20 protein-coding genes and 4 tRNA genes are annotated in these 19930 nt (G+C 71.2%); 3 read left to right on the forward strand and 21 right to left on the reverse strand.

Going from position 1 to position 19930, the window contains the following annotated elements; all coding sequences use genetic code 11:
- The 13 genes from secF to pdxS all read right to left on the reverse strand — a co-directional run bounded on the left by secF (nucleotide 1) and on the right by pdxS (nucleotide 11009).
- A complete protein-coding gene (secF, locus tag WBQ80_RS02290) occupies nucleotides 1-1017 on the reverse strand; it encodes a protein translocase subunit SecF (protein WP_336570889.1) in 1017 nt (338 codons plus the stop codon).
- Entirely contained in the window at nucleotides 1017-2759 is a 1743-nt protein-coding gene (gene secD, locus WBQ80_RS02295) for a protein translocase subunit SecD (RefSeq protein ID WP_336570890.1), read from the reverse strand. Before secD ends, secF begins: the two co-directional genes overlap by 1 nt.
- Before the next feature lie 66 nt (nucleotides 2760-2825).
- Nucleotides 2826-3206 carry a preprotein translocase subunit YajC gene (gene yajC / locus WBQ80_RS02300; RefSeq protein WP_336570891.1) on the reverse strand — a complete coding sequence of 127 codons (381 nt, stop codon included), beginning with the start codon at nucleotides 3204-3206 and terminating at the stop codon, nucleotides 2826-2828.
- A gap of 67 nt (nucleotides 3207-3273) precedes the next feature.
- The gene (gene ruvB, locus WBQ80_RS02305; protein WP_336570892.1) at nucleotides 3274-4317 is read right to left on the reverse strand and encodes a Holliday junction branch migration DNA helicase RuvB; all 1044 of its coding nucleotides are present in this window, start codon (nucleotides 4315-4317) and stop codon (nucleotides 3274-3276) included.
- Nucleotides 4314-4934, reverse strand: a complete 621-nt coding sequence (ruvA, locus tag WBQ80_RS02310) for a Holliday junction branch migration protein RuvA (protein WP_336570893.1) — start codon at nucleotides 4932-4934, stop codon at nucleotides 4314-4316. Before ruvA ends, ruvB begins: the two co-directional genes overlap by 4 nt.
- Complete coding sequence (gene ruvC, locus WBQ80_RS02315; RefSeq protein ID WP_336570895.1) at nucleotides 4931-5545, reverse strand: crossover junction endodeoxyribonuclease RuvC; 615 nt, start codon at nucleotides 5543-5545, stop codon at nucleotides 4931-4933. The genes ruvA and ruvC overlap by 4 nt, the downstream gene beginning before the upstream one ends.
- 4 nt (nucleotides 5546-5549) lie before the next feature.
- Nucleotides 5550-6311, reverse strand: coding sequence for a YebC/PmpR family DNA-binding transcriptional regulator (locus WBQ80_RS02320; protein ID WP_336570897.1), 762 nt, complete (start codon nucleotides 6309-6311; stop codon nucleotides 5550-5552).
- Nucleotides 6312-6445: 134 nt separating this feature from the next.
- Complete coding sequence (locus WBQ80_RS02325; protein ID WP_336570898.1) at nucleotides 6446-7183, reverse strand: hemerythrin domain-containing protein; 738 nt, start codon at nucleotides 7181-7183, stop codon at nucleotides 6446-6448.
- Between the two features lie 130 nt (nucleotides 7184-7313).
- Complete coding sequence (locus tag WBQ80_RS02330) at nucleotides 7314-8063, reverse strand: hemerythrin domain-containing protein (RefSeq protein WP_336570899.1); 750 nt, start codon at nucleotides 8061-8063, stop codon at nucleotides 7314-7316.
- A 120-nt stretch (nucleotides 8064-8183) separates the two neighbouring features.
- Nucleotides 8184-8711, reverse strand: coding sequence for a DUF1697 domain-containing protein (locus WBQ80_RS02335; protein WP_336570901.1), 528 nt, complete (start codon nucleotides 8709-8711; stop codon nucleotides 8184-8186).
- Nucleotides 8712-8800: 89 nt separating this feature from the next.
- A complete protein-coding gene (locus WBQ80_RS02340; protein ID WP_336570902.1) occupies nucleotides 8801-9424 on the reverse strand; it encodes a hypothetical protein in 624 nt (207 codons plus the stop codon).
- Nucleotides 9425-9456: 32 nt separating this feature from the next.
- Nucleotides 9457-10125 (reverse strand): pyridoxal 5'-phosphate synthase glutaminase subunit PdxT, encoded by a 669-nt coding sequence (pdxT, locus tag WBQ80_RS02345; protein WP_336570903.1) that lies wholly within the window; start codon nucleotides 10123-10125, stop codon nucleotides 9457-9459.
- Nucleotides 10119-11009 carry a pyridoxal 5'-phosphate synthase lyase subunit PdxS gene (gene pdxS / locus WBQ80_RS02350; protein WP_336570904.1) on the reverse strand — a complete coding sequence of 297 codons (891 nt, stop codon included), beginning with the start codon at nucleotides 11007-11009 and terminating at the stop codon, nucleotides 10119-10121. Before pdxS ends, pdxT begins: the two co-directional genes overlap by 7 nt.
- Before the next feature lie 107 nt (nucleotides 11010-11116).
- Here pdxS and WBQ80_RS02355 point away from each other — a divergent pair, with 107 nt between their 5' ends.
- On the forward strand, nucleotides 11117-12472 hold the full coding sequence (locus WBQ80_RS02355) for an aminotransferase class I/II-fold pyridoxal phosphate-dependent enzyme (protein WP_336570905.1): 1356 nt from the start codon (nucleotides 11117-11119) through the stop codon (nucleotides 12470-12472).
- Between the two features lie 7 nt (nucleotides 12473-12479).
- Nucleotides 12480-13331 carry a pyridoxal kinase PdxY gene (gene pdxY, locus WBQ80_RS02360; protein WP_336570906.1) on the forward strand — a complete coding sequence of 284 codons (852 nt, stop codon included), beginning with the start codon at nucleotides 12480-12482 and terminating at the stop codon, nucleotides 13329-13331.
- 45 nt (nucleotides 13332-13376) lie between these two features.
- Here pdxY and WBQ80_RS02365 read toward each other — a convergent pair whose 3' ends face one another.
- The 5 genes from WBQ80_RS02365 to WBQ80_RS02385 form a co-directional block, all read right to left on the reverse strand.
- On the reverse strand, nucleotides 13377-13946 hold the full coding sequence (locus WBQ80_RS02365) for an HIT family protein (RefSeq protein WP_336570907.1): 570 nt from the start codon (nucleotides 13944-13946) through the stop codon (nucleotides 13377-13379).
- Nucleotides 13943-15841, reverse strand: a complete 1899-nt coding sequence (gene thrS, locus WBQ80_RS02370) for a threonine--tRNA ligase (RefSeq protein ID WP_336570972.1) — start codon at nucleotides 15839-15841, stop codon at nucleotides 13943-13945. Before thrS ends, WBQ80_RS02365 begins: the two co-directional genes overlap by 4 nt.
- Before the next feature lie 159 nt (nucleotides 15842-16000).
- Nucleotides 16001-16075, reverse strand: a tRNA-Val gene (locus WBQ80_RS02375).
- A 31-nt stretch (nucleotides 16076-16106) separates the two neighbouring features.
- A tRNA-Cys gene (locus WBQ80_RS02380) sits at nucleotides 16107-16177 on the reverse strand.
- 52 nt (nucleotides 16178-16229) lie between these two features.
- Nucleotides 16230-16302, reverse strand: a tRNA-Gly gene (locus WBQ80_RS02385).
- A gap of 285 nt (nucleotides 16303-16587) precedes the next feature.
- On the opposite strand from WBQ80_RS02385, the gene WBQ80_RS02390 reads away from it, so the two are divergent.
- Nucleotides 16588-16660: transfer RNA gene (locus tag WBQ80_RS02390), tRNA-Val, on the forward strand.
- Between the two features lie 73 nt (nucleotides 16661-16733).
- Here WBQ80_RS02390 and WBQ80_RS02395 read toward each other — a convergent pair.
- From WBQ80_RS02395 to zapE, 3 genes are all read right to left on the reverse strand, one after another.
- Nucleotides 16734-17279, reverse strand: a complete 546-nt coding sequence (locus tag WBQ80_RS02395) for a type II toxin-antitoxin system PemK/MazF family toxin (RefSeq protein WP_336570908.1) — start codon at nucleotides 17277-17279, stop codon at nucleotides 16734-16736.
- A 40-nt stretch (nucleotides 17280-17319) separates the two neighbouring features.
- Entirely contained in the window at nucleotides 17320-18582 is a 1263-nt protein-coding gene (locus WBQ80_RS02400) for an ammonium transporter (RefSeq protein WP_336570909.1), read from the reverse strand.
- Between the two features lie 197 nt (nucleotides 18583-18779).
- Nucleotides 18780-19835 carry a cell division protein ZapE gene (zapE, locus tag WBQ80_RS02405; protein ID WP_336570910.1) on the reverse strand — a complete coding sequence of 352 codons (1056 nt, stop codon included), beginning with the start codon at nucleotides 19833-19835 and terminating at the stop codon, nucleotides 18780-18782.
- Nucleotides 19836-19930: the final 95 nt, after the last annotated feature.

A 19930-nucleotide genomic window follows, 5' to 3' on the forward strand; every position in this document is an offset into this window, starting at 1 on the left:
CTATGACGCCGTGACGGCCGTCGGGGTGTCCGCGATGCCGGCCCGCTCCCGCTCCTTCAGCACGCGCTGGTCGTGGCGCTTGATCGCGGGCTCTCCCTCGCGGAGCTGCGAGTACAGCGGCGCCGCGATGAAGACGGTCGACCACGTGCCCACGATGATGCCGATGAGCAGCGCGAGCGAGATGTCGCGGAGGGTGTCGGCCCCGAGCGCACCGGCACCGATGAAGAGGATCGCGGCGACGGGCAGCGCTGCCACCACGCTCGTGTTGATCGAACGCACGAGCGTCTGGTTGACCGCGAGGTTCACCGACTCGGCGAAGGTCCGGCGCGATTCCTCGCCCTGTTCGGCGGTGTTCTCGCGGATCTTGTCGAAGACGACGACCGTGTCGTAGAGGGAGTAGCTGAGGATCGTCAGGATGCCGATCATGGCGGCGGGCGTCACCTCGAAGCCCACCGCGGCGTAGACGCCGGCCGTCAGCACCAGGTCGCCGATGAGCGAGAGGATCGCCGCGACCGACATCTTCCAGGTCCGGAAGTACAGGGCCATGACGATGCCCGCGAGCAGCAGGAACGCGAGCAGGCCGAGGACGGCCTGCCTCGTCACGTCGGCGCCCCAGCTCGCGCCGATGAAGGACGACGTCACCTCGGAACGGTCGACGTCGTACGCCTCGGCGAGGGCGACCACCAGTTCCTCGGCCTCGGCCTGGTCGAGCTGCTCGGTCTGGACCCGCACGCCCTCGTCGCCCACGACGGTGACGCGCGCGACGGTGCCGGGAGCGACTTCCTCGACCGCCTCGACGGCCGGGTCCTGCGTGGCCTCGGCCACGCCGGTGATCTGGAACTGGGATCCGCCGCGGAACTCGATGCCGAAGTTGAAGCCGCGGACGACCATGACGAGCGCGGACAGGATCAGCAGCACGGCCGCGATCGTGTACCACTTGCGGCGCCCGCCGATGAAGTTGAACGAGCGCTTGCCCGTGTAGAGGTCGTTGCCGAACGTGGTGAGGCGGTTGGCCATCAGGACTCCTTGCTCTCGCCGGCGCCCACGGTGGCGTCGACCTGTGCCGCCTTGCGCTCGGCGATCGTCTGGCGGCGCTGCGCCTCGCGCGAGCTCGACGCGACCTTGGATGCGGGCACCGCGACGGGCTTGCGGAACTCGGCGCGGCCGCGGTAGACGGCGCCCAGCGCCTTCGGGTCGAGGCCGGACCACGGGTGGCCGCTCGAGAAGAAGCGCGTCTGCGCGAGCAGCTGCAGCATCGGGTGGGTGAAGAGGATCACGACGATCACGTCGATCACGGTCGTGAGGCCCAGCGTGAACGCGAAGCCGCGGACGCTGCCGACCGCGAGGATGAACAGCACGATCGCGGCGAGGAGGTTCATGCCCTTCGACGAGAGGACGGTGCGGAGGGCGCGCTTCCATCCGGCCTCGACGGCGCCGACCAAGGGCCTCCCGTCGCGCAACTCGTCGCGGACGCGCTCGAAGTAGACGATGAACGAGTCGGCCGTGAAGCCGATCGCCACGATGAGGCCGGCGATGCCGGCCAGCGACAGCCGGTACCCCTCGCGCCACGACAGGATCGTGATGGTCAGGTACGTGATGATGCCCGCGATGATGAGCGAGGCGATCGTCACGGTGCCGAGCAGTCGGTACTGGAACAGCGTGTAGATCACGACGAGGAGCAGGCCGATGAGACCGGCGATGAGGCCCGCCTGCAGCTGCGAGGTTCCGAGGGTCGCCGAGATCGTGTCGGAGGACTGCACCTCGAAGCTGATCGGGAGCGCACCGAACTTGAGCTGGTCGGCGAGGGCCTTGGACGACTCCTGCGTGAAGCTGCCCGTCACCTGCGGACGGCCGTCGGTGATGACGCCGTTCATCTGCGGTGCGGAGAGCACCGCCCCGTCGAGCACGAACGCGAACTGGTCTCGCGGCGTCTGGCCGTTCAGCGCGAACAGCCGCTGGCTCACCTCGGCGAACTGCTCGGCGCCCCGCTCGTTGAAGACGATGTTGACGGCCCACTGGCCGGTGGTCGCTCCGGTCTGCGTCTGGACCATGCCGTTGGTCGCGTCGACGATGTCCTCGCCGCCGACCTCGACCGGGCCCAGCAGGTACTTGATCGTGCGCGTCGCGTCGCACGTCACGAGGGGCTCGTCGGCGGGGGCGACGTTGGCGCCGCTCTCGTCGATCGCCGCGCAGTCGAACGTGTCGAACTCGTCCTGCAGGGCCGGCGTGACCCACGCGGGGTCGCTCGCGTCGGTGGGCTCGGCGGTCGGGGTCGACTCGAGCTCCTCCTCGGCGCCGTCGGTCGGCTCGGGGCTCGCGCTCGGGTCGATCGACTGGTTCGTGGCGGCGTCGGCGAGCAGCACCGGGCGGAGTTCGAGCTTCGCGGACGACTCGATGCGGGCCCGCGTCTGCTCGTCGAGCTCGCCCGGGATCGCGACGACCACGTTCTGCCCGCCCTGGGTGTTGATCTCCGCCTCGGAGACTCCCGACGCGTCGACGCGCTGGCGGATGATCGACACGGCCTGGTCGAGCTGCTCCTGCGAGACCGACTCGCCGTCGGCGACGGAGGGCTCGAGGATGATCTGCGTGCCGCCCTCGAGGTCGAGCGCGAGCTTGGGCGTCCACGACCCGTCGCCCCAGATCACGCCCGCGGCGTTGATTCCGAAGAGCGCGACGATGATGACGCCGAGCCAGGTCAGGGACCGCCAGGCCTTACGGACGGGCGTGGGTCGCGAGGACCGCTTGGATGGTGCAGCCACGTGTTCTGCTTTCTGTGCAGGAGCCCGCGCAGCATCGCGCGGACCGAGCGTCGGGTTCTGAGCCGCTCAGCCTTCGGACTTCTTGGGGTCGGGGGTGTCGTCGCGCGGCGCCTCGTCGGCGCGCTCGCCGAACTCCGGCTCGCCCTCGACGACGGGGGTGGCGCCGGCGACGGGGGCCTCGACCGCCTCGACCACGCGCGCGATCGTCTGCCGGTGCACGGTCAGCACCGTGCCGGGGTTCGACTCGAGCTCGACCTTGTTCTCGTCCTCGTCGATCGAGAGGATCGTGCCGAACACCCCGAAGTTCGTCATCACCTGCGCACCCGGCACCACCTTCGACTGGAGGTCGCGCATCTCCTGCTGACGCTTCCGCGAGTTGCGGAACATGAAGAAGATCAGGACCGCCAGGACGGCGAGCATGATGATGGTGAACGGATCGAAGACCATGGGGTTGGGAACCTTCCGAGTGCGCGCAGCGCACAGTCACGGGCGGGGAGGCCGGAGCCTCCAAGGATTATAGGTCATCGATCGGAAGCGTCGCCGCGGCGGCGTCGCCCTCGCGCACGAGTCCGAAGTGCCGCCAGGCCTGCGGCGTCGCCACGCGACCGCGGGGCGTGCGGGTGATCAGGCCGATCCTGACGAGGAACGGCTCGACGACCGCCTCGATCGTCTCGGCCTCCTCGCCGACCGAGACCGCGAGCGTGTTGAGGCCCACGGGTCCGCCCCCGAACCGGGTCAGGATGGTGAGCATGACCGCCCGATCGAGCCGATCGAGCCCCACCGGGTCGACGTCGTACAGTTCGAGCGCCGCGCGGACCGCGTCGACGTCGGCGTTGCCGCCGTGCACGAGGGCGTAGTCGCGCACGCGACGCAGCAGGCGGTTGGCGATACGGGGCGTGCCACGGCACCGGCCGGCGATCTCGGCGACGGCTTCGGCGCCGATGGGGAGGCCCAGCATCGTCGCCGCGCGGGCGAGCACCTGCTCGAGCTCGCGCTCGTCGTAGAACTCGAGGTGCGCCGTGAACCCGAAGCGATCGCGCAGGGGGTTGGGCAGCAGGCCTGCCCGCGTGGTCGCCCCGACGAGGGTGAACGGCGCCAGGTCGAGCGGGACGGACGTGGCGCCCGCTCCCTTGCCGACCATGATGTCGATGCGGAAGTCCTCCATTGCGAGGTAGAGCATCTCTTCGGCCGATCGCGCCATGCGATGGATCTCGTCGATGAAGAGCACCTCGCCGGGCACGAGCGACGAGAGGATGGCGGCGAGGTCGCCCGCGTGCTGGATGGCCGGGCCGCTCGACATGCGGAGCGGGCGCCCGCCCTCGTGCGCCACGATCATCGCGAGGGTGGTCTTGCCCAGCCCGGGAGGACCGGCGAGCAGGATGTGGTCGGGCGTGCGCTGCTGCATCGCCGCGGCGGAGAGCAGCAGCTGGAGCTGGCCGCGCACCCGCGTCTGCCCGACGAACTCCTCGAGGCTCCTCGGCCGCAGCGCACCCTCGAACGCGAGCTCGGCCTCGGATGCGAGCTCGGGATCGGTCAGGTCGACGTCGGGATCGGTCATCGCGCCCTCGCGGTCTGCTGCGCCGGCCCGAGTCGGGCGAGCGTGAGGCGGAGCAGCGCGGGCACGGACGCCGCATCGGCCGGGGCGGCATGCTCGAGCGTCTCGGCGATCGCCTCGCCGGCGAGCTTCTCGGACCACCCGAGCCCGGTCAGCGCGGCGAGCACGTCGTCGGCGACGCCGCCCGAGGCGACCGGTGCGCCGGCTGCGCTCGCGGCCGGAGCGACGACCTTGCCGGCGAGCGACACGGTGATGAGCTTGGCGGTCTTCGGCCCGATTCCGCTGACCCGTCGGAACGCGGCGTCGTCGTCGTCGTGGACGGCGCGCGCCACCTCGGCCGGCGACATGGCCGACAGCACGCCGAGCGCCGACTTCGGCCCCACGCCGGTCACGCCGATGAGCAGCTCGAACACGTCGAGCTCGTCGCGCGAGCCGAACCCGAAGAGGGTCATCGCGTCTTCTCGAACGATGAGCGAGGTGTGCACGAAGACCTCGTGGCCCTCTCGGGTCGAGAGCACGAACGCGGGCGTCGCATTCACGAGGTACCCGACGCCGGCCACGTCGATGACGAGCGTTCCGCCGGATGCGGTGGCGACGCGGCCGCGGAGGGAGGAGATCACTCCTTCAGCCTACGGGCGGCCCCCGACACGGAGGCGGCACGCTCCGCGGCGAGCCATGCGCGCTGCGCGGGCGTCAACGCGCCGGTGGAACCCGCTCCGCGTCCCGCGGCGGCCTCCGTCACGGCGGCGCCCGCGACGCCGCCCGTTCGCCAGGCGTGGCAGATCGCGAGCGCGAGGGCGTCTGCGGCATCCGCCGGCTTCGGCACGGCGTCGAGCCCGAGGATGCGCGCGACCATGGCGCCGACCTGCTTCTTGTCGGCACGACCGTACCCGGTGATCGCGGCCTTCACTTCGCTCGGGGTGTGCAGCGCGACGGGGAGGGCGCGCCGCTCGGCGATCAGCATGGCGACCCCGGAGATCTGCGCGGTGCCCATGATCGTCGACACGTCGCTGCGCGCGAACACCCGCTCGAGCGCGACCGCATGCGGCCGGTGCTCCTCCACGATCGCCTCGAGCCCGTCGGCGATGCGCGCGAGCCGCCCGGGGGTCGCCAGCTCGGCCGGCGATCGGAGGACGACCACGTCGACGAGCGTCGCGGTGCGATCGGGCGCCACGTCGACGACGCCGACGCCGCAGCGGGTCAGCCCGGGGTCGATGCCGAGCACCCGCACCGGGCTACTCCGACTCGTTCTCGAGCTCGGCCTGCACCTCGGGCGTGAGGTCGAAGTTGCTGTAGACGTTCTGCACGTCATCGCTGTCCTCGAGCGCGTCGATCAGGCGGAAGACCTTCTTCGCCGTGTCGGCGTCGATCTCGACCTTGAGGTTGGGCACGAACTCGATGTCGGCCGACTCGTAGTCGAGGCCGGCCTCCTGCAGCGCCTTCCGGACCTCGACCATGGCGGACGGGTCGGTGACGACCTCGAAACCCTGGGAGTGCGGCTCGATCTCCTCCGCGCCGGCCTCGAGCGCGGCCATCATGACGTCGTCCTCCGTGGTGCCCTCGCCGCTGACGACGATGACGCCCTTCCGGGTGAAGTTGTACGCGACCGATCCCGGGTCGGCGAGCGTTCCGCCGTTGCGGCTGAGGGCCGTGCGGACCTCGGCCGCGGCCCGGTTCTTGTTGTCGGTGAGCACCTCGATCATCATGGCGACGCCGTTCGGGCCGTACGCCTCGTAGGTGATGTTCTGGTATTCGACCGCCTCGCCGCCGATGCCGGCCCCGCGCTTGATGGCCCGGTCGATGTTGTCGTTCGGGACCGACGTCTTCTTGGCCTTCTGCACGGCGTCGTACAGGGTCGGGTTGCCCGCGAGGTCGGCGCCGCCGAGCTTGGCCGCGACCTCGATGTTCTTGATGAGCTTGGCGAACGACTTCGCGCGGCGCGCGTCGATGACGGCCTTCTTGTGCTTGGTCGTCGCCCACTTGGAATGCCCGGACATGCGTCTCCCGTAACGGTGGTCAGTACCCCGACATTCTAGGCCGGGCGGCGGCCGGCCCCGGCGACGGCGGCGGGCGGGCCGCGAACGCGAGCGCCCGCCGCGGCGCGTCGCCCGGGCCGCGGGCCTGCGGGCGATCACGCCATCGCGGGAACGGGACGGTCGGGGTAGAGCTCGGCCATGGCGTGCTCGTACCTGCGTCGGAGGAGCACGAGGTAGAGCGCCCGCGCGGGCAGCGGGAAGTTCTCGCGGAAGAAGGCCTCGCGATCGTCCTCGGGCACCGTCGCGAGCATGAGTCCGGCCTGGAGGGCCATGATGTCGCGCGGCAGCCGGCCCCGGTCCTCGCGGAGCCGGTGCATCGCATGCTGCTCGAGCTCGTTCCACTCCGACTGCGTGAGCACCTCGGCCGCGACCGGCACCACATCGGTCTCCTCCTCGCCGAGGTGGGCGAACAGCGTGTCGCGGAGGTGCTCGACGCGCGTGGCGAGCTCGTCGCGGCCGGTGGCGTCCGCAGACGACCGCCACGGCGGGATCAGCGGCTCGATCGCCGCGATCTGCGCGGCCACCTCCGCGTGCTGCGCACGCATGCGGTCGACGTGCAGCGCGCACGCGGGCGCTCGTGCGGCGATGCGGTCCCACAGCACCGCGTCCTCGGTGCTGTGGTGCAGCTCGAGCGCCCACAGGTCCATCACCGCGTAGTCGGCGACGATCCGGACACGATCGGCGTCGCCGGGCGCGACCTCGCGGATGAGGACGGGCAGCTCCCGGTAGAGCCACCGCATGATGCGATGCACCCGGAAGAGGTCGGCGGTGTCGCAGCCCGGCGGTTCCTCGACCTGCCGGGTCCGCGAGGCGCCGTGCGATCGGATGGCCATGGCGATCCCTCCCTCACCCGCCGCTCGACGGCACGTCGGACCCGGCTCGGCCCGGTCGGGCGGATGCCCGGAGTCCACTCCGGTCGCAGCCGTACCGCGACCCCAGTCCGAGGGGTGTCCGCGCGGGTGCTCAGGCGGGTCGCGGTGCGCCCGGCATCCGGGTCGCGGCCGCGCCGGCGGCCCGCTCCGGGCGCAGGCGCCGCACCGCCCGCTCGTACTGGTGGCGGCCGATCAGGCGGTAGGCCGCGCGCAGGGGCGCCGGCAGCTCCGCGGCGATCCACGCGTCGCGCTCGGACTCCGGCACGCTCTCGATCATGAGCCCCAGCAGCACGAAGATCGGCAGCGGCGGCTTGTGCCGGCGCGCGTGCCGGTGGATGTCGTCCCACTCCGCGTCGGACAGGATCCGGTCGAGCACTGGGAAGGCGTCGCGCTCCTCGTCGGCGAGGTGCTCGACGAGCAGCCGATCGACCTCGTCGAGCTCCTCCGCGAGCCGGGCGGCGGTCGCGGCATCCGCGGCCCTGGTCCATCGGTCGACGATCGCGTCGACGACGTCGAGGCGATCGGACACGGCCCCGTGCTGACGCCGCATCAGTGCGACGTGCAGGCCGCACGCCGGCGCGCGCTCGGTCATCCGGTCCCAGAAGAACTCGTCCTCGGTGCGGTGGTGCACGTGCAGGAGCGCGGTGATGCCGTGGAGGTGCTTCGCGAGGTACCGAGCTCGGTCGGTGTCGCCCGGCTCGACGGCCCGGACGAGGCCGGGCGCCTCGGCGAAGAGCCGGCGGAAGAGCCGGTGGATCATGACGACCTCGTCGCTGCGGCAGGTCGTGGTCGGTGCGGTGGCGCGCTGCGGCGCGCCCGTGCTGGGAAGTCGCGTGGTCATGCTCGCAAGGCAAGCGGATGGCGGACCCCGCCGCGCCCGGGCCGTCCCCGTCATCGCCCCGGGGCGAGCCCCGTCATCCGGCCCGGGGCTGCCCTGAGACGGCGCCGGCCGTGGCCGTGGTCAGGCGAGCAGCTTCTCGAGCGTGCGCAGGTTGCGGTTCGTCGTGGTCGGCTTGAAGGCCGGCTTCGCGAGCACCTTCGCGAACGGGGTGTCGACCGTGGTGCCCTTGACCGGGTTCCAGTACACGACGTCCTCGCCGCGCTCGAGGGGATCGGCGTCGGGATCGGGCTCCCCCATCGCCTCGAGCAGCGCGTCGACGACGGGCGGTTCGGAGGCGAAGACGACGTAGGGCTGTCGCGACGCGTCCGTCGCGTCGAACGGGAACGCCTCGACGATCGACCGCAGGCGGTCCGCGGTCAGGAGGATGATCCACGCCTCGTAGCCGAAGCGGTCGGACAGGGCCCGCTCGATGTCGCGCTTCAGCCGAGCGGCATCCGCTCGGTCGCTCTCGAACGCGACGTTCCCGCTGGCGAGCACGGTGCGCACCCCGGTGAAGCCGAGCCCGGCGACGAGGTCGCGGAGGTCGGCGGACCTGATCGTGATGCCGCCGACGTTGACCCCTCGCAGCAGCGCGATCCAGTGCGTCATGCCGCCAGCGTAGGGCGTCCGACCGTCATGGGAGGCGGCATTCCGCAGTCCGGAACGGCCGACGGGCCCCGCGCGGGCGCTCGGCGGTGCTAGGCCGTCGAGGGCGGCGCCCCGGGCAGGCGCACGCCCACTGCGCGGGCCTCGAGCGCCGCCAGTGCGCGGATGGTGTCGCGGTCGCCGCGACGCCACCCCGCGACCGCGTCGGCATCGGCGGCCAGGACGTCGAGCAGGCTCCGATCGGTCAGCGCGCGGAGCGCGAGCAGGTCGGCGCCGCCCGGACGCCCGAGCACGGCGGCCGAGCGCCCGGCGCGGACCGCGCGCACGACGCGGGGCACGACCCACAGCAGGAGCACCGCCGCGATGGGAAGGGAGGCGATGCCGATCGCGGCGAACACCGCGATCCAGCCCACCGCGTCCTGCTGCCCGCGGCCCACGGACTCGAGCGTCGCTCCGGCCGCGCTGGCTCCGTCGAACGGCTCCGCGATGCCGGACCCGATGAGCGGGACGCCGGCGAGGGTCTCGCCGATGTCGGTCATGCTCCCGCGGAAGCCCGTGCCCGCCTCCTCGAGCCGCCGGCCCAGGACCGCGAACTCGGTCACGAATCCGTGGAACACCGCGGCGGCCCACAGCGCCACCGCGACGACACCGAGCGCGAGGAGGTCTCCGACGACCTGCAGCGCACGCCGGCCGGGGAAATCCGAGTACAGCTTCATGCCCCCACTCTGGCGCGGGCGCGGCTCGCGCGCTACGCCGTCGGCGCGGGTGAGGGCGCCGCGTCGGCGCTCGCCCGCGCACGCACCTTGCCCAGGAAGTACTCGTGGAACCGGTGGTCGCCCTGGATCTCGGGGTGGAAGCTCGTGCCCACGAGGTGGCCCTGCTCCACGGCGACGACTCGGCCGTCGGGCAGCGACGCGAGCGGGGTCGCCCGCTCCCCCACCGACTCGACCACCGGGCCGCGGATGAACACCGCGTGCACGGGCTCGTCGCCGAGCGCCGGCACCGGCAGGTCGGTCTCGAACGACTGGTTCTGCGAACCGAACGCGTTGCGTCGCACGACCACGTCGAGCCCGCCCAGGTTCTGCTGCCCGTCGATCGCATCGAGGAGCCGGTCGGCGATCATGATGAGTCCGGCGCAGGTGCCGTAGACGGGCATCCCCTCGGCGATCCGCCGCTTGAGCGGCTCGGCGACCCCGAACGCGCGGGAGAGCTTGTCCATGACGGTCGACTCGCCCCCGGGGATCACGAGGCCTTCGATGCCCTCGAGGTCCTCGGGGCGGCGCACGAGCACGACCTTCGCGCCGAGCCCGCCCAGCACGCGGGCGTGCTCGCGGAAGTCGCCCTGGAGGGCCAGGACGCCGACCGTCGGGCCGGTGGCATCCGTGGCCCCGAGCGACTCGTCGCGGAGGGTCACCATCCGCGCTCGGCGAGGCGGTGCGGCGCGGGCAGGTCGCCCACGTTGATGCCCACCATCGCCTCGCCCAGGCCGCGCGAGACCTCGGCGATCACCTTCGGGTCGTCGTAGAACGTGGTGGCCTTGACGATCGCGGCGGCGCGCTGCTCGGGGTTGCCGGACTTGAAGATGCCCGAGCCCACGAACACGCCGTCGGCGCCGAGCTGCATCATCATCGCCGCGTCGGCCGGCGTGGCGACGCCGCCCGCGGTGAAGAGCACGACGGGGAGCTTGCCGGTCTCGGCGACCTCGAGCACGAGGTCGTACGGCGCCTGCAGCTCCTTCGCGGCGACGTAGACCTCGTCGCGCGTCATCGACTTCAGCTGGTTGATCTCGGAGGTGATCTTGCGGATGTGCTTGGTCGCCTCGGAGACGTCGCCCGTGCCGGCCTCGCCCTTCGAGCGGATCATCGCCGCGCCCTCGTTGATGCGGCGGAGCGCCTCGCCGAGGTTGGTCGCGCCGCAGACGAACGGCGTCTCGAAGCCCCACTTGTCGATGTGGTTGACGTAGTCGGCGGGCGAGAGGACCTCGGACTCGTCGATGTAGTCGACGTCGAGCGCCTGGAGCACCTGCGCCTCGACGAAGTGGCCGATGCGGGCCTTCGCCATGACCGGGATCGAGACCTCGGCGATGATCGCCTCGATGAGGTCCGGGTCGCTCATGCGGGCGACGCCGCCCTGGGCTCGGATGTCGGCGGGCACGCGCTCGAGCGCCATGACGGCGACGGCGCCCGCATCCTCGGCGATGCGCGCCTGCTGGGGCGTGACGACGTCCATGATGACGCCGCCCTTCAGCATCTCGGCGAGGCCGCGCTTCACGCGGCTGGAGCCGGTCTGGGCAGTGCTCATCGGGGATCCCTTCGACGGATGACGCGCGATCGCGCGACGCTCGGAACAATCTGGAGGCTTGGCCTAGGCCAAAAGATAGCATGACCGTACCTAGACTCGGAGCACCCATGGAACCTGACGTCACCCTCGAGATCGCCGGCCGATCCGCCGCCGACATCGCCGCGAACGTCCGTGCGCTCATCGAGCGCGGCGCGCTCCTCCCCGGCGACCCGTTGCCGCCGGTGCGGAACCTCGCCGACCGGCTCGGCGTCAACCGCAACACGGCCGTCGCGGCGTACCGGCAGCTCACCGCGGCGGGCGTCGTCGTGACCCGCGGACGAGGCGGAACGCACGTCGCGGACCGATCCGCCGTCGCGCAGGAGGGGTTCGCCGCCGACAGCGTGCTCCGCGACGTCGCGACGGGCAACCCCGACCCCGAGCTCATCCCCGATCCGACACGTGCACTTGCGCGAACGGCCGGACGCCCGGTGCTCTACGGCGAGCCCGTCATCGACCCGGGTCTGGAGGGCTGGGCGCAGGAGTGGATGCGCACCGACCTCGATCCCACCGACGTGCGGCTGACGATCACGAGCGGCGCGGCCGACGCCGTCGAGCGGCTTCTCGCCCAGGCGCTGGTCCGCGACGACGCCGTGGCGCTCGAGGATCCGTGCTTCCTCACGAGCATCCACACCGTGCGCGTGGGAGGGTACCGTCCCGTCCCCGTGCCCGTCGACGACGAGGGGATGACCGTCGAGGGACTCCGCGCGGCGCTCGCGCAGGGCGTCCGGGCGGTCGTGTGCACGCCGCGCGCGCAGAACCCCACGGGCGCGAGCCTGTCCGAGCGGCGGGCGGAGGAGCTCCGTGAGGTGCTCCGCGAACACCCGTACGTGCTCGTCATCGAGGACGACCACTTCTCGATGCTGTCCCGCAGGCCGTTCCGCTCCCTTATCGGCCCCGAGCACCGCCGCTGGGCGCTCGTGCGCTCGGTCTCGAAGTTCCTCGGCCCCGACATGTGCCTCGCGGTGACGGCCTCGGACCCCGACACCGCCGATCGGCTGGCCATGCGGCTGACTCCCGGCACGACCTGGGTGAGCCACCTGCTGCAGCGGCTCGTGCTCGCCCTCGTGACCGATCCGGACGTCACCGCGGCGATCACGGCGGCGGGCGAGCACTACGCGGACCGGAACGACGCGTTCGCGGCGCGGCTCACCGGGTTGGGCGTGCCCGCCGCAGCCGGCGACGGGCTGAACCTCTGGGTCCCGCTCCCCGTCCCGGCGCGCGACGTCTCCGAGCAGCTCATGCGACGGGGCTGGCTCGTGCGGGCGGGCGACGAGTTCGCCCTCGCCGACGCGTCCGCGGCGAGCCGTCGGCTGCGACTCACGGTGCACGACCTCGACGAGTCGGACGCCGGACGACTCGCGACCGACATCACGGCGGCCGTGCGCGCGGCGGGCGGACGCCTCATGCCGCCCGGGATGGAATGATCGAGGGGTGAAGGTCCTCTCGATCCAGTCCGCCGTCGCCTACGGCCACGTCGGCAACTCCGCGGCCGTCTTCCCGCTGCAGCGCATCGGCGTCGAGGTCATGCCCGTCTACACGGTCAACTTCTCCAACCACACGGGCTACGGCGCGTGGCGCGGCCCGCTCATCAGCCCCGACGACGTCCGCGAGGTGATCGACGGCATCGAGGATCGCGGCGCGTTCCCGAAGATCGACGTCGTGCTCTCGGGCTACCAGGGCTCCGAGGGCATCGCCGACGTCATCCTCGACGCCGTGGCCCGGATCAAGGCCGCGAACCCCGACGCCGTGTACTCGTGCGACCCGGTCATGGGCAACGCGAAGAGCGGATGCTTCGTGGCTCCCGCCATCCCGGTGCTGCTGCGCGACCGCGTGGTGCCCGCCGCCGACCTCATCACGCCGAACCAGTTCGAGCTCGGCTACCTGACCGAGACCGAGCCGGACACGCTCGAGTCGACGCTCGCCTCGGTCGACCTCGCGCGCGCGTCGGGCCCGCGCACCGTGCTCGTCACGAGCGTCGAACGGCCCGACCGCGAGGAGGGCACGATCGAGATGCTCGCCGTCGACGATCGCGGCGCGTGGATCGTGCAGACCCCGCTCCTGCCGATGAAGGCGAACGGCTCGGGCGATGTCACGGCGGCCCTCTTCACCGCGCACTACCGGCGTACGGGCGATGCGGCCGATGCGCTGGCCCGCACCGCGTCGAGCGTGTTCGACCTGCTCGCGAACACCCACGAGTCGGGAGAACGCGAACTGCAGCTCGTCGAGTCGCAGGAGGCGTACGCGAACCCTCGCATGCAGTTCGAGGTGCAGCAGGTCCGCTGACCGGCTCGCCCAGGTGGTCGGGGAGGCGCGCAGCGGTGACCGCGCTCAGCGGGGCCAGGCCTCGGCGATCTCCTGGCGCACCTCGCCGAGGAGGCGCGGCAGCGCCTTCGTGCCCGCGATGATCGGGAAGAAGTTCGAGTCGAGCGCCCACCGCGGCACGATGTGCTGGTGCAGGTGCTCGGCGATCCCGGCGCCGGCGATCCGGCCCTGGTTCATGCCGATGTTGAAGCCGTCGCACTTCGACACCTGTTTGACGGTGCGCATCGCCACCTGCGTCAGCTCGCCGATCTCCGCGACCTCCTCGGCGCTCGCCTGGTCGTAGGTCGCGATGTGCCGGTACGGGCACACGAGCAGGTGGCCGCTGTTGTACGGGAAGAGGTTGAGCAGCACGTACGCGTGCTCGCCTCGCGCGACGATCAACGACTGCTCGTCGTCGAGCTCCGGGGCGCGGCAGAAGGGGCAGGAGTGCTCGTCGGGCTGCTGCCCGTGCTGGATGTAGACCAGCCGGTGCGGCGTCCACAGACGCTGGAACGCGTCCGGCACGCCCGCGAGGTCGGCCGCGGCATCCGTCTGCACCTCGTCGCGGTCGAACTCGTCGGGTCGGTAGTGGGTCATGCGAACAGGTCGTCCCTCGTGATCACCTGGCGCCGGGCGGCGATCGCGTCGAGGATCCTGCGCTCGGCCTCGGCGATCGGTACGCCGTTCTCCTGCGTGCCGTCGCGGAACCGGAAGCTCACCGTCTCGCCCGAGCGGTCGTTCTCGCCCGCGATGAGCTGGATCGGCACCTTCTGGGTCGTGTGGGTGCGGATCTTCTTCTGCATGCGGTCGTCGCTCGTGTCGAGCTCGGTGCGCACGCCCGCTCCGGCGAGCTGGGTCAGGATGCCGCCGAGGTAGGGCGCGTACTCGTCGGCGACCGGGATGCCCACGACCTGCACCGGCGCGAGCCACACCGGGAACGCTCCCGCGTAGTGCTCGGTGAGCACGCCGAAGAACCGCTCGATCGAGCCGAACTTCGCCGAGTGGATCATCACCGGCCGCTGGTGCGTGCCGTCGGCGGCGGTGTACTCCAGGCCGAAGCCCTCGGGCTGGTTGAAGTCGTACTGGATCGTCGACATCTGCCAGGTGCGGCCGATCGCGTCGCGCGCCTGGACCGAGATCTTCGGGCCGTAGAAGGCCGCCCCGCCCGGGTCGGGCACGAGCTCGAGGCCGGACGCCTCGGCCACCTCGCGCAGCACGTTCGTCGCGACCTCCCACTGCTCGTCGGTGCCCTTGAACTTGTCGGAGTCGGCGTCGCGCGTCGAGAGCTCGAGGTAGAAGTCGTCGAGGCCGAAGTCGCGCAGCAGGCCGAGCACGAAGTCGAGGAGGTGCTTGATCTCGCCGGGCGCCTGCTCGGGTGTCACGTAGCTGTGCGAGTCGTCCTGGGTGAGGCCGCGAACGCGGGTGAGGCCCTGCACGACGCCGGACTTCTCGTACCGGTAGACCGTGCCGAACTCGAAGAACCGCAGCGGCAGCTCGCGGTACGACCGCCCGCGCGAGCGGAAGATGAGGTTCTGCATCGGGCAGTTCATCGCCTTGAGGTAGTACTCGCTGTTCTCGAGTTCCATCGGCGGGAACATCGTGTCCTTGTAGTACGGCAGGTGGCCCGACAGTTCGAAGACGTGCGCCTTCGTGATGTGCGGGGTCGAGACGTACTGGAAGCCCTCCTCGATGTGGCGCCGGCGGACGTAGTCCTCCATCTCGCGCTTGATCACGCCGCCCTTGGGGTGGAAGACGGGCAGGCCCGAGCCGATCTCGTCGGGGAAGCTGAACAGGTCGAGCTCGACGCCGAGCTTGCGGTGGTCGCGGCGCGCCGCCTCCTCGAGGCGGTGCTGGTAAGCGCGCAGCTCGTCCTTGGTCGGCCACGCGGTGCCGTAGATGCGCTGCAGCTGCGGATTCTTCTCGGAACCGCGCCAATACGCCGCGGCCACGCGCATGAGCGCCCAGCCGTTCCCGATCATGCGGGTGTTCGGCAGGTGCGGCCCGCGGCAGAGGTCCTTCCAGGCGACCTCGCCGGTCTTCGGGTCGACGTTGTCGTAGATCGTCAGCTCGCCGCCGCCGACCTCGACGTTCTCGTTGTCGTCGCCGGATGCCGCGGCGCCCTTGAGCCCGATGAGCTCGAGCTTGTACGGCTCGCCCGCGAGCTCGGCCCGCGCCTCGTCGTCGGAGACGACCCGGCGCACGAAGCGCTGCCCGGCGCGGATGATCCGCGCCATCTCCTTGTCGAGCGCCTTCAGGTCGTCGGGCGTGAACGGCTCGGCGACGTCGAAGTCGTAGTAGAACCCGTCGGTCACGGGCGGCCCGATGCCGAGCCTGGCGTCGGGGTTGACCTTCTGGACGGCCTGCGCGAGGACGTGGGCCGCCGAGTGCCGGAGGATCGCCAGGCCGTCGGGCGAGTCGATGGTGACCGGCTCGACCTCGTCGGCCTCGGTCACCGTCGTCGCGAGGTCCTTCAGCTCGCCGTTGACGCGCATCGCGACAACGGACCGGTCGGTGAAGAGCTCGAAGCCGTCGGCCAAGTGGATCCACTCCCTGCAGTGTGAGACGCAACCCCTCAACTGTAGTCGCGCGGGCAGGCGACCGATCACGGGGCCGGAGACGAGTGAAGCCCCGGCGAACCGGGGCTTCGTATGTGGTGGGCGATACTGGGATCGAACCAGTGACCTCTTCCGTGTCAGGGAAGCGCGCTACCGCTGCGCCAATCGCCCGGGTGTGAGTGAGCCGCGAGGGGCCCAATCGAGGTGGATACGGGATTCGAACCCGTGTATACGGCTTTGCAGGCCGCTGCCTCGCCTCTCGGCCAATCCACCGTTGCTTGGGTTCACCACCAAAGAACAAACCGGCTTGCGCCGGCCTGATCAGAGCGGATGACGAGACTCGAACTCGCGACCCTCACCTTGGCAAGGTGATGCGCTACCAACTGCGCCACATCCGCGTTGCCCGCTGTTTTGCGTGCAGAGAGACTCTAACGGATGACGTGAACGAATGACAAACCGAGCGGGTCGCCTGGCATTCCAGCCCCGGTCAGCCGCCGAATCCGGACGTGCGCGCCGGGCGTGTCGCCGGTCCCGGGGCACCCGTGTGGCACGGCGGCGCGGCCCTCTCGGACGAGGCCGCTCCCCCGACGCGCCCGGGCGGCCCCCGATGTGCGTTCGACCGCCGACGTGGGCTAGTATCGAGTCCGCGGCACCGGCTCGGTACGGTCCCGCGACACCCTGATGGGCGATTGGCGCAGCTGGTAGCGCGCTTCCTTCACACGGAAGAGGTCGTCGGTTCGAGCCCGGCATCGCCCACCGAGAGACCCCCGGGCCCGCCGGGGGTTTTCGCATTCCCGCCCTGCGGGCCCGTCGGTCCCGGCCGGACCGGTCAGTCCCACCGGTACCTGGCCCGAAGTGCCGCGGTGACGCGCTCGTACCGGACGACGTCGAGCGAAGCCGCCTCCCGCCGCATCCCGCCGGCGCGCACGCGGAACAGCCGATCGACCCGAGCCCAGCTGGGCCGCCCCTCGCCGTCCCACGGGCCGCTCCCGAGCGGGATCAGGTCCCGGTCGCCGTCACGGCCCTTGCTCGTGAGCTGCACGGCGAGGAACTCCCCCGCACCGCCCGCGGCCACGATCACGACCGGCCGGTCCTTGCCCCGGCCGTCGTTCTCCTCGTACGGCACCCACGTCCACACCACCTCGCCGGGGTCGGGCTCGCCGTCGCGGTCGGGGGTGTACGCGAAGCGCACCCCGCGCACGCGGGCGGGGTCGAGCTCGACGGTGGCGTTCGGGCCCTCCCGTCCCGGATCCTCGCCGCCGCCGTACGACGCGGGCGCGCGGGTGGCATCCGTCGCCGATGTGGCGCGGCCGGCACCGGTCATCGAGCGGATGGCACGCCCGAGGGCGGTGAGGAAGCTGCGAGCGTCGGGCACTCCCGCAGACTATCCCCACCGCCCTCGCGGTGTCGTCGGCTCAGACGGTCTCGAGCTTGTAGCCCTCCTCGCCGTGGACGATGGTGTCGATGCCGGCCAGCTCGTCCTCGTTCTTCACGCGGAAGCCGATCGTCTTCTGGATGATGAAGCCGATGACGTAGGCGAGGGTGAACGAGTAGGCCATGACCGCGAAGGCCGCGATCGCCTGCACGAGCAGCTGCGTGCCGTCGCCGCCCATGAAGAGGCCGGTGCCGTTGGCGAAGAAGCCGATGTAGAGCGTGCCGATGAGGCCGCCGACGAGGTGGATGCCCACCACGTCGAGCGAGTCGTCGAAGCCCCACTTGAACTTCAGGTCGATCGCGAGGGCGCAGACCGCACCGGCGATGAAGCCGAGCAGGATGGCCCACACCGGGTCGAGCGCGGCGCAGGCCGGGGTGATCGCGACGAGTCCGGCGACGGCGCCCGAGGCGGCGCCGACGGAGGTCGGCTTGCCGTCCTTGATCTTCTCGACCACGAGCCAGGCGAGCAGCGCGGCGGCGGGGGCGGCGATGGTGTTCACGAACGCGAGGGCCGCGACGCCGTCGGCGGCGAGCTCGGAGCCCGCGTTGAAGCCGAACCATCCGAACCACAGCAGGCCCGCGCCGAGGAGGACGAACGGCGGGTTGTGGGGCACGTGCGCGCCCTTCGAGAAGCCGACGCGCTTGCCGAGGACGAGCGCCAGGGCGAGGGCCGCAGCACCGGCGTTGATGTGGACCGCCGTGCCACCGGCGAAGTCGATCACGCCGAGGCCGAAGAACTCCTGCATGCCGTAGGTCGTCCAGCCGCCGTAGGCGAAGCTTCCGTCGTCGGCGAGGCCGAAGTTGAAGACCCAGCTCGCCACCGGGAAGTAGACGACGGTCGCCCAGATGCCGGCGAAGATCATCCACGCACCGAACTTGGCCCGGTCGGCGATCGCGCCGGAGACCAGCGCGACCGTGAGGATCGCGAAGGTCGCCTGGAACGCCACGAAGGCCAGCGGCGGGTAGGCGGCGTCCTCGGGCGTCTCGAGCAGGCTGTTCAGGCCGAGGGCCGACCAGTCGATCGACCACGGGGCGACCAGGCCCTCCGCGCCGGGGAAGGCGACGGCGTAGCCGTACAGCACCCACAGGACGCCGATCAGGCCGAGTGCGCCGAAGCTCATCATCATCATGCTGATCACGCTCTTGGCCTTGACGAGGCCGCCGTAGAAGAACGCGAGTCCGGGGGTCATCAGCAGGACGAGGGCTGCCGCGATCAGCAGGAACGCGGTGTTGCCTTGATCCATGTCGAACCTCTCTCAAGAAACCGGGGGGCAGGTGCTGACCAGTTTCTTGATGGGAGGTTTCCGACGCCCGCGCCCGATGTTTCGCGGTCGTTACGGCACGGCGCCGTGGGTAAACAGCGTGTTTCGCACGGCGCAGGATCGGCTACGAGTCGTCCCCGCGGCGGAATGCCGCGGTATCCGGGCGACCGGCGAGACGATCAGTCGTGCGGCGGCAGTTCGCCGGTGGTGAGGGCGATCATGCGCGACATCGAGCGCTGGTACTTCTTGCGGTATCCGCCGTCGAGCATGCCGCCGCCGAACACGGAGTCGAGCGGCACGCCGCTGGCCACGATCGGCACCTCGGCGTCGTACACGCGGTCGACGAACGCCACGAGCCGCAGCGCCGCGTTCTGGTCGGTGAGCTCGTGGACCCCGGTCAGCCCGATGACCTCGACGCCCTCGATGAGCTTGATGTACTTCGACGGATGCACCGTCGCGAGGTGGGCGACGAGCGCGTCGAACCGGTCGAGCGACACGCGATGGCCGCGGTCGGCCAGGGCGGATGCCGCGTGCTCGACGGCGGCGTCGTCGGCGACCGCCTCGGCGTGGCCCTCGGTGTCGCGGCGCCGGTAGTCGAGGCCGTCGATGCGGATCGTCTCGAAGTTCGCCGCGAGCCCGTGGATCTCGCGGAGGAAATCGGCCGCGGCGAACCGTCCCTCGCCGAGCGCGTTCGGCGGCGTGTTGCTCGTGGCGGCGACCCGGGTGCCGCCGGCCATCAGCTCGCCGAGGAACCGCGTCATCAGCATCGTGTCGCCCGGGTCGTCGAGCTCGAACTCGTCGATGCAGAGCAGGCGGGACCCCCGCAGCAGCTCGACCGCGGGCGCATAGCCCAGCGCACCCACGAGCGCCGTGTACTCGATGAACGTGCCGAAGTACTTCGGCCCGGGCGCGACGTGCCACAGGGCCGCGAGCAGGTGCGTCTTGCCCACGCCGAAGCCGCCGTCGAGGTAGACGCCCGGCAGCTCGGACTTCGGCTTGCGGTTGCGCGAGAAGAACCCGCCCGGATTGCGCTGGCCGCGCCATCCGTTCGCGAACTCGTGGAGCCTGTCGAGCGCCGCCTGCTGCGACGGGAAATCGGGGTCGGGGCGGTACGACTCGAACGAGGCGTGCTCGAACTGGGGCGGCGGGACGAGCTCGGACGCGATCTCGGCGCCCGTGATCGACGGGTTGCGGTCGACGAGGCGCTCGACGGCGGATGCCGCTCCGGTGGTCATAGGCGTGGGGCTCCCCTGTTGCACCTGATGACGGGTGCGGTGACTCCGTCGGGCGCGCCGCGTAGATTCGAGGGTGGACAGGTCACCAGCCTAGT

Origin of the sequence: Agromyces sp. CCNWLW213 (assembly GCF_037199545.1) — a bacterium.
GTDB lineage: Bacteria > Actinomycetota > Actinomycetes > Actinomycetales > Microbacteriaceae > Agromyces.